The following is an 8588-nucleotide window of genomic DNA, read 5'->3' on the forward strand; positions in this document are numbered from 1 at the left end:
AGGCGTTTTTTTGCTATCTTCACACATGGCTGATCCTCCTTGTATGGACGGTGACTTCAGACACCACCATCTTAACAACGCGAGGCTCTCAGCCACCCTATTTCCTCGCACTCCTTGCGGCTTAAGGTAGTGCCATGACGGCCTGAGTTGATTTCGTTGCGCGCAAACCGAATTAGGCTGCGACGAAACGCATCGACAGATCCACTGCGCGGATGTCCTTGGTCAGCGATCCGATCGAGATGCGGTCGACGCCGGTTTCGGCGATAGCCCGTACCGTTTCCAGATTGATTCCTCCCGAAGCTTCGAGGGCGGCGCGACCCGCCGTGACCCTGACTGCTTCGCGAAAACCGGCGAGATCGAAATTATCCAGCAGTATCAGCTTTGCGCCCGCCGCGATGGCTTCCTTCAGTTGCCCAACGTCCTCGACTTCGATTTCCGTTGGGATATCCGGCGCAACCTTCCTCGCTTGCTCGAGCGCCGGACCGATACCGCCGGCTGAGGCAATATGATTTTCCTTGATGAGCACGCCGTCATAAAGGCCCATGCGGTGATTGGTGCCACCTCCGCAGCGCACCGCGTACTTGAGTGCATATCTCAATCCAGGAAGTGTTTTTCGGGTATCTAGGATGGCGGCCTTCGTACCGGCTACGGCATCGACGAACGCGCGGGTTTTTGTCGTCACAGCCGACAATGTTTGCAGAAAATTGAGGCCGCTGCGCTCGACGGTTAACAGGCTGCGCGCGCGGCCGTCTATTTCGCACACAACTTGGCCGCGTACGAGCCGATCACCGTCTCGCGCATTCCAGTGAATCTCGACGTCATGATCAATCTGGTGGAAACATTCCTCGAACCAGGCCGTCCCGCTCAGCATCGCCGCTTCGCGCGTGACTACGCGCGCATGTGCTTTTTCGGATGGAGGCACCAGTCTGGCCGTTACATCGCCTGTGCCAATGTCCTCGGCCAGGGCTCGCTGGACGTCTTCGCGGATTGCGGATGCCAAGTCCAAGTCTTTCCCCTATGATGGAGGCGGCATTTTACTCTGACACGGCGGGGAGGCGTTGATGTCGGGATTCATGGGTATTCTGTCTTACGGGATCGGAACGATTCTCGGTTTTGCGTTGATCGGTCTGCTGCTGTTCTGGTTCGTCCAGGACATCACGCAGAAGAAGCACACCGTGCTGCGCAACTATCCGCTGATCGGTCGCCTGCGCTATTTTTTCGAAAAGCAGGGTGAGTATTTTCGCCAGTATTTCTTTGCCGGCGACCGCGATGAGATGCCTTTCAATCGCGCTACAAGGGGATGGGTTTACCGGCTGGCGAAAAACGAAGGCGGCATCATCGGCTTCGGTTCGACCTTCGATCTGCGTGAGCCCGGCTCGATCATTTTTGTCAATGCCCCGTTCCCGGTATTGGAAGAAGATCGGCTACCGACGCCGCCGTTGATGATCGGAGAAGGATATTGCCGGTTTCCATTCGAGGCACGCTCGATCGTCAACATCAGCGGCATGAGCTTTGGCGCCATTTCCCAGCCCGCAGTTCAGGCATTGTCTCGCGGAGCGGAAATAGCGGGATGCTGGCTCGACACCGGGGAAGGCGGATTGTCCCCTTATCATCTGGAGGGTAATGCCGATGTAATCATGCAAGTCGGTACGGCCAACTATGGCATTCGGGATCACGACGGGACGTTCTCGCTTTCACGCGCCAAAGATCTCGGGAAAGTCGTCAAGGCATTCGAGATCAAGCTGTCGCAGGGAGCAAAACCCGGCAAGGGCGGCGTATTGCCGGGATCGAAAGTAACGGCCGAGATCGCTGAGATTCGCGGTATTCCGGCAGGCCAGGATTCGATCAGCCCGAACCGTCATCGGGATATTGCCAATGTCGACGATCTGCTCGACCGGATTGTCATGATTCGCGACTTGACCGGTCGACCGGTAGGCGTGAAGACTGCGATCGGGGGCTGGGAATTCATCAACGATTTATGCAATGCCGTATTGAGGCGCGGCCTCCAGGCGGCGCCGGATTTTCTGATTATCGACGGCGGAGAAGGCGGCAGCGGCGCTACCCCGCAAGCGCTCGCCGATCACATGAGCCTGCCGATCGCTGAAGGTTTGCCGAGGGTCGTGGATGCCTTGATGGAATCCGGGCTCAAACAGCGCATTCGGGTCGTGGCAGCAGGCAAGCTGGTGACTTCGGCAAAAGCCGCGTGGGCATTGTGTGCAGGCGCGGATTTCATCAACACTGCGCGCGGCTTTATGTTCGCCCTTGGCTGCATTCAGGCGCTGCGCTGTCACACGAATACCTGCCCGACCGGGATAACCACGCACAACAAGCGATTGCAGCGTGGCCTGGTTGTGCAGGAGAAGTATCAGCGTGTCGCGAACTACGTGTCCAACATGAACAAGGAAATCGACATGATCGCGCACTCCTGCGGCTGCCGGCACGCGCGGGAACTGCGGCGCGAGCATGTGCGTATAGTCGAATCCGCCAACCAGAGCATTGCGTTCAACATGCTTTACCCTTATCCGAAGATCAAGAACGAACTCGGACAGCCCGTTACAACGTCGGCTTGACCTGCGCGATGTCGGCTTGTCGCGACGGCATGTCTGTCAACAGGCAGGTGTAAGCGGGAGGGTCCGAGTCGAAAGTTGGCAGAATATCACTGAGCGGTCCCTGCCGGCTGCTTGATGGTTACTGCGCCGCGTACCTGCCCAAGCCCGTAGCCGGTGGCGCGGTCGCGGGGGTATTCGATCGCGAGTCTCGTTCTGACATGATCGGGGATAATTTTCGCTGTACCGTGACAGGTTAAACACAAGGGCTGCACCGGGAGTGCCTTCATATAGCGGAAGTAACGCCCGCGCGGCTCCTCGGTCGTCTCTGAATATTCCGGGGACTCGACTTTCTCTCCGGCGGCCGCCCTGCGATCGAATTCGGCCAATACCTGCTGCTCCCAGACGTCGGGGTCTCCCAGCAACGGATTGCGGCTTTTTAGGCTGACCTGCGCGACACGCCCGCCCGATTTTCTGGACAATTCTCCGGCGATCGCTGGCGCCATATCGCGACAGACCGAAACGACGCCGTCCGGACCGTTGGCGGCGAGTTCTTTCTTTAGCGCGGTGCCGAGCTGCTGGATCATCTGAGAGGCTAGTGCGCGGGCCTCCGTTGTCTGGTCCGCCCGGGCGATCAGCGGCAAGGCGGCCAGCAGAATCGTTACGCAAGATCTGGATATGAGCATGGATTTGAGGAAGAAAGAGGAGGGCTAAATCTGCCAGTTTTCCGGCTGCGCGGCAATGTCATTGTCCGCTCACGTTCATAACGGCTACAGCGTGTTGAAATCCGCCGGAAGTCGCCCAATCTAGGCGGCAACCACTTATATCGACCCATATCAAGGACGCACGATGCGTTTCGATAAATTTACCACCCGGTTCCAGCAGGCCTTCGCCGATTCCCAAAGCATGGCGGTAGGTCAAGATAACCCCTATATCGAACCGCAACACTTGCTCCTGGCACTGCTGGAGCAGGACGATGGCGGAACCCCTTCTCTTCTCGCGCGCGCCGGCGCCAATGTGGCGCCTTTGCAGGAAGCTTTGCGTGCTTCCATCAGCCGTCTGCCGAAAGTGGAGGGCCAGGGGGGCGAAGTCAGCGTATCCCGTGAGCTGGGCAATCTTCTGAATGTGACCGACAAGGAAGCCCAGAAGCGCGGCGACCAGTTCATCGCATCTGAACTCTTCCTTCTCGCATTAGCGGAGGAGAAGGGCGAGATCGGGAAGCTGCTCAGGAGTCATGGTGTCAGCAAGAAAGCACTCGAGCAGGCAATCGAGGCCGTGCGTGGCGGGCAAGGTGTGCAAAGCCAGGAAGCCGAGGGGCAGCGCGAAGCGCTAGAGAAATACACCCTCGACCTGACCGAGCGCGCCCGCGTTGGCAAACTCGATCCGGTGATCGGCCGCGACGACGAGATCCGGCGAGTGATCCAGATCCTGCAGCGCCGAACCAAGAACAATCCCGTGCTCATCGGCGAACCTGGCGTGGGGAAGACCGCGATCGTTGAAGGCCTGGCTCAGCGCATTATCAACGAAGAAGTGCCGGAGTCGCTGAAAGGCAAGCGCGTTCTCAGCCTCGACATGGCAGCGTTGTTGGCAGGTGCCAAGTACCGGGGAGAATTCGAGGAACGGCTTAAATCCGTGCTCAAGGAACTCTCGCAGGAAGAAGGCCGTACCATCGTATTCATCGACGAACTCCACACGATGGTCGGTGCGGGCAAGGCCGAGGGTGCCATGGACGCGGGCAATATGCTCAAACCGGCACTGGCCCGCGGCGAACTGCACTGCGTCGGCGCAACCACACTCGACGAGTATCGCAAATACATCGAAAAAGACGCTGCGCTGGAACGCCGCTTTCAGAAAGTGCTGGTCGACGAACCATCAGTTGAAAGCACCATTGCCATCTTGCGTGGCTTGAAAGAGAAGTACGAATTGCATCACGGCGTGGAAATCACCGATCCGGCGATCGTGGCTGCAGCGGAGCTTTCGCACCGATACATCACCGACCGCTTTCTGCCTGACAAGGCAATCGATCTGATCGACGAAGCGGCGGCCCGCATCAAGATGGAAATCGATTCCAAGCCGGAACAGATGGATAGACTCGATCGCCGGATCATCCAGTTGAAGATCGAGCGGGAAGCGGTGAAGAAGGAGAAGGACGAAGCCTCGCGAAAACGCCTTGCGCTGATCGAGGACGAAATCAACAAACTCGAGCGCGAATATGGCGACCTCGAAGAGATCTGGAAAGCCGAGAAAGCCCAGGTACAGGGTTCGCAACACATCAAGGAAGAGTTGGAGAAGCTGAAGCTGGAGATGGAAACCGCCAAGCGTAAGGGCGACTGGCAGAAGGTTTCCGAGCTTCAGTACGGCAAGATTCCGCAGCTGGAATCGCAGCTCAAGAAGGCGGAAAGCTCAACGGGCAAGCCGCAACACAAACTCCTTCGCACCGAGGTCGGCGCGGAGGAAATCGCCGAAGTGGTGTCGCGAGCGACCGGAATTCCAGTCTCGAAGATGTTGCAGGGCGAGCGTGAAAAACTGCTGAACATGGAGGAGCGGCTGCATGAGCGCGTGATCGGCCAGGACGAGGCGGTTCAGATGGTGTCGGATGCAATCCGCCGCTCGCGTGCAGGACTTTCCGACCCGAACCGGCCGTACGGTTCCTTCCTGTTTCTGGGGCCGACCGGAGTGGGCAAGACTGAGTTGTGCAAGGTGCTGGCTTCGTTTTTGTTCGATTCGGAGGATCATCTGATCCGTATCGACATGTCCGAGTTCATGGAGAAGCACTCGGTGGCCCGGTTGATCGGCGCGCCGCCCGGTTATGTGGGCTATGAAGAGGGCGGCTACCTGACTGAGTTGGTTCGTCGCAAGCCCTATTCGGTCATCCTGCTCGACGAAGTCGAGAAGGCGCATCCGGATGTGTTCAACGTATTGCTTCAGGTACTTGACGATGGCCGCATGACGGATGGGCAAGGACGCACCGTGGACTTCAAGAACACGGTGATCGTCATGACCTCGAATCTTGGTTCGCAGATGATCCAGCAAATGACCGGCGACGACTACCAGGTGATCAAACTGGCGGTGATGGGCGAGGTCAAGACTTACTTCCGTCCGGAATTCATCAACCGCATCGACGAGGTCGTGGTGTTCCATGCACTCGATGAAAACCACATCAAGTCGATCGCAAAGAATCAGCTCGGTTATCTCGAAAAGCGGCTCGCAGCAATGGAGATAAAGCTCGAGGTGGATAACGCGGTACTCACGGAACTGGCTGCGGTGGGCTTCGACCCGATTTTCGGCGCGCGCCCGCTAAAGCGCGCGATTCAGTCCGCGATAGAGAACCCGCTGGCCAAGGAGATCCTTGAAGGCCGTTTTGGGCCCAAGGACGTCATTCGCGTATCGATGAGCGGAAGCAAGCTCAGTTTCAAGAAGGGGTAGTTCACGCGTGAGCAACCGGGAACATCTTCCCGGCTGGCTAGCGTCCCGGTTTTGACCGATAATTCGACACTTGATCAGAGTTGCCGGCCGTGTTCTCGGTCCGCACCGGCTCTGTAGTTCCGCGGTGGCTGACTAAGCCCTGTTTCATATAAAAATATGACTGTCGAAATTTCTGTCCAGCCGTTCGCACTCGTCCGCGGAGAGCCGGTGCTCGAAGTGCCGGGAGATTTGTATATTCCGCCGGACGCACTGCGCATTTTTCTGGATACGTTCGAAGGGCCGCTGGATCTGCTGCTTTATCTGATCCGCAAGCACAACCTCGACGTTCTGGACATCCCGATGTCCAGCCTCACCCGGCAATACATGGATTATGTGGAAGCTATGCGGGCCAATCAGCTCGAATTGGCGGCAGAATACCTGCTGATGGCGGCGCTCCTGATCGAGATCAAATCGCGCATGCTACTGCCACGGCCCGTTCAGACCGGCGCGCAGGAAGAGGACCCGCGCGCCGAACTGGTACGCCGACTGCTCGAGTACGAACGTATGAAGGCGGCCGCACAAGGAATCAATGAAATGCAGCAGGTAGGTCGGGATTTCTCGCTGGCTCAGATATGGCTGGACAAGGAAGTCGAGCAGCGGCTACCCAGGGTCGATCCGGATGATTTGCGCAATGCGTGGCTGGGTTTGGTCGCGCGGGCGCGCGTGACGCGGCATCATCGGATTACGCGGGAACAATTGTCGGTACGCGAACATATGAGCAGAATTCTGCGCAATTTGCAGAATCTGCGATTTGTCCGCTTCGAAGATCTTTTCGACGCCGATGTTGGAGTGCCGGTCCTGGTGGTTACCTTTCTTGCCATACTTGAACTTGCCCGCGAGACTCTCGTACAGGTCACTCAGCAGGGTGCCTTTTCGCCCATTTACGTAAAGTTAAATCATGGACTTGCCGCTGTCTAATCCCCTTCAAGTCAAACGCGTACTGGAAGCAGCACTGCTGAGCAGTACTGAACCACTTCCGGTCGCAGATCTCAGGAAACTCTTCGCCGAAGAAATCGCGGCCGACGTGCTGCGCCGTGTACTGGAAGAATTGCGTGCCGATTGGGCCGAGAAGGGCGTAGAACTCGCCAATGTCGCGAGCGGTTGGCGTTTCCAGGTACGCCCGGAATATCAGAAATTTCTGGATCGCCTGAACCCTCAACGATCGCCAAAATATTCCAGGGCGGTGCTGGAAACACTTGCGATCATCGCCTACCGCCAACCGGTCACGCGGGGGGATATCGAGGAGATTCGCGGTGTTGTCGTCTCCAGCGGAATTCTCAAGGCGCTCGAGGCGCGGGGCTGGATCGACGAGGTTGGACATCGCGAGGTGCCAGGTCGCCCAGTGCTTTATTCGACAACGCGCGCGTTTCTTGACGACTTGAATCTGCGTTCTCTGGACGAATTGCCGCCCCTGGAGGATTTGGGCGCATTGGTCGAAACCGAACCGGTCACGGATCAGATCGAGCATTTGGAGCATGCGGAGACGACTACACGGCGAGTGATTGGGGATGAGCCCGGGACTCCGCCTGCCGAACACGAACGACGGGCCGATACGGCGTGATTTTTTGACGGCTCCTTGGCGGCCGTTGATTGCGCCGGAGCGCATGGCTGATTCGCGGAGAACAATATGAAAGCCATCCTCATCGCCAACCCCAAGGGCGGATCTGGAAAGACAACCCTCGCGACCAATCTGGCAGGGTCGCTTGCGGTTAGAAAACAGAAAGTATTCCTGTGGGACTTGGACCGCCAGCAATCGTCGCTCACGTGGCTTGCCATGAGACCCGCGAATCGTCCCGTCATTCACAGGCTGGATGCCAAAGATGACGAGGAATCGGCGATTCCACGCGGCTCCAGTTGGCTGATCTTGGATTCGGCGGCCGGCCTGCATGGCAAAAATCTGGCACATGCGCTAAAAATTGCGCACAAAATCATCGTTCCCATACAGCCCTCGGTATTTGATATGGCGGCGACCAGTGCATTTCTGCAGACGCTGCTGGAGGAGAAGACGGTTCGGAAGCACAAAACCTTTATTGGCGTTGTGGGCATGCGAGTGAACCCGCGAACGCGAGCGGCCGCGACGCTCGAAGCGTTCCTTGCGCAGTTCAAGCTACCGGTCCTGGCCTATCTGCGTGACACACAGATCTACGTCAATGCGGCATTCAATGGTCTGAGCTTATTCGATTTACCCGGATATCTGAGCGGGAAGGATCTCGAACAATGGCAGCCTATCCTAGACTGGATCAATGAGGATTGAGGCTCGCGAGGCGTACTGTTTTCCGGTGTAGGTTGACTGAAGATTTTGCGGATTGCTATAATTCCGCTTCTCGAAATTTGATACGTCTAATTTCGATCCGGTCGCGGGGTGGAGCAGTCTGGCAGCTCGTCGGGCTCATAACCCGAAGGTCGTAGGTTCAAATCCTGCCCCCGCAACCAACCGCTCTTTAACAAACTAAACAGCCGATGCGTGTGGGTGCTTCGTGGTTTTGGGGCGCTGCACGGGAACGGGTCGAGGGTGATCGCCCGGTTCTTTTGTCCTTCGGGATGGAGGGACGCCTGTCCTGTGAAGAAGCTTTGAGA

The 8588-nt window shown here is 57.5% G+C and carries 7 protein-coding genes and 1 tRNA gene; 6 read left to right on the forward strand and 2 right to left on the reverse strand.

Going from position 1 to position 8588, the window contains the following annotated elements; translation table 11 throughout:
• Window positions 1–172: 172 nt before the first annotated feature.
• Complete coding sequence (locus HY067_03125; GenBank protein ID MBI3526938.1) at window positions 173–1006, reverse strand: carboxylating nicotinate-nucleotide diphosphorylase; 834 nt, start codon at window positions 1004–1006, stop codon at window positions 173–175.
• 55 nt (window positions 1007–1061) lie between these two features.
• On the opposite strand from HY067_03125, the gene HY067_03130 reads away from it, so the two are divergent.
• Window positions 1062–2570, forward strand: coding sequence for an FMN-binding glutamate synthase family protein (locus tag HY067_03130; protein ID MBI3526939.1), 1509 nt, complete (start codon window positions 1062–1064; stop codon window positions 2568–2570).
• Between the two features lie 86 nt (window positions 2571–2656).
• Here the strand turns inward: HY067_03130 and HY067_03135 are convergent, their stop codons facing one another.
• The gene (locus tag HY067_03135) at window positions 2657–3232 is read right to left on the reverse strand and encodes a DUF3365 domain-containing protein (protein MBI3526940.1); all 576 of its coding nucleotides are present in this window, start codon (window positions 3230–3232) and stop codon (window positions 2657–2659) included.
• A gap of 163 nt (window positions 3233–3395) precedes the next feature.
• On the opposite strand from HY067_03135, the gene clpB reads away from it, so the two are divergent.
• The 5 genes from clpB to HY067_03160 all read left to right on the forward strand — a co-directional run bounded on the left by clpB (window position 3396) and on the right by HY067_03160 (window position 8444).
• Window positions 3396–5972, forward strand: a complete 2577-nt coding sequence (gene clpB, locus HY067_03140; GenBank protein ID MBI3526941.1) for an ATP-dependent chaperone ClpB — start codon at window positions 3396–3398, stop codon at window positions 5970–5972.
• Between the two features lie 156 nt (window positions 5973–6128).
• On the forward strand, window positions 6129–6929 hold the full coding sequence (locus tag HY067_03145) for a segregation/condensation protein A (GenBank protein MBI3526942.1): 801 nt from the start codon (window positions 6129–6131) through the stop codon (window positions 6927–6929).
• On the forward strand, window positions 6910–7572 hold the full coding sequence (scpB, locus tag HY067_03150) for an SMC-Scp complex subunit ScpB (protein MBI3526943.1): 663 nt from the start codon (window positions 6910–6912) through the stop codon (window positions 7570–7572). The genes HY067_03145 and scpB overlap by 20 nt, the downstream gene beginning before the upstream one ends.
• Window positions 7573–7638: 66 nt before the next feature.
• Window positions 7639–8265 (forward strand): ParA family protein, encoded by a 627-nt coding sequence (locus tag HY067_03155; protein MBI3526944.1) that lies wholly within the window; start codon window positions 7639–7641, stop codon window positions 8263–8265.
• Between the two features lie 102 nt (window positions 8266–8367).
• Window positions 8368–8444 (forward strand) — tRNA-Met (locus HY067_03160).
• Window positions 8445–8588 lie beyond the last annotated feature (144 nt).

The sequence above is a fragment of the Betaproteobacteria bacterium genome (genome assembly GCA_016194905.1).
GTDB lineage: Bacteria > Pseudomonadota > Gammaproteobacteria > Burkholderiales > JACQAP01 > JACQAP01.

What these genes read in the sequence shown, in the direction of transcription:
- HY067_03135 (MBI3526940.1), bottom strand. Translation starts at nt 3,232, where the DNA reads ATGCTCATATCCAGATCTTGCGTAACGATTCTGCTGGCCGCCTTGCCG.
- HY067_03145 (MBI3526942.1), top strand. Translation starts at nt 6,129, where the DNA reads ATGACTGTCGAAATTTCTGTCCAGCCGTTCGCACTCGTCCGCGGAGAG.
- HY067_03130 (MBI3526939.1), top strand. Translation starts at nt 1,062, where the DNA reads ATGTCGGGATTCATGGGTATTCTGTCTTACGGGATCGGAACGATTCTC.
- clpB (MBI3526941.1), top strand. Translation starts at nt 3,396, where the DNA reads ATGCGTTTCGATAAATTTACCACCCGGTTCCAGCAGGCCTTCGCCGAT.
- HY067_03155 (MBI3526944.1), top strand. Translation starts at nt 7,639, where the DNA reads ATGAAAGCCATCCTCATCGCCAACCCCAAGGGCGGATCTGGAAAGACA.
- scpB (MBI3526943.1), top strand. Translation starts at nt 6,910, where the DNA reads ATGGACTTGCCGCTGTCTAATCCCCTTCAAGTCAAACGCGTACTGGAA.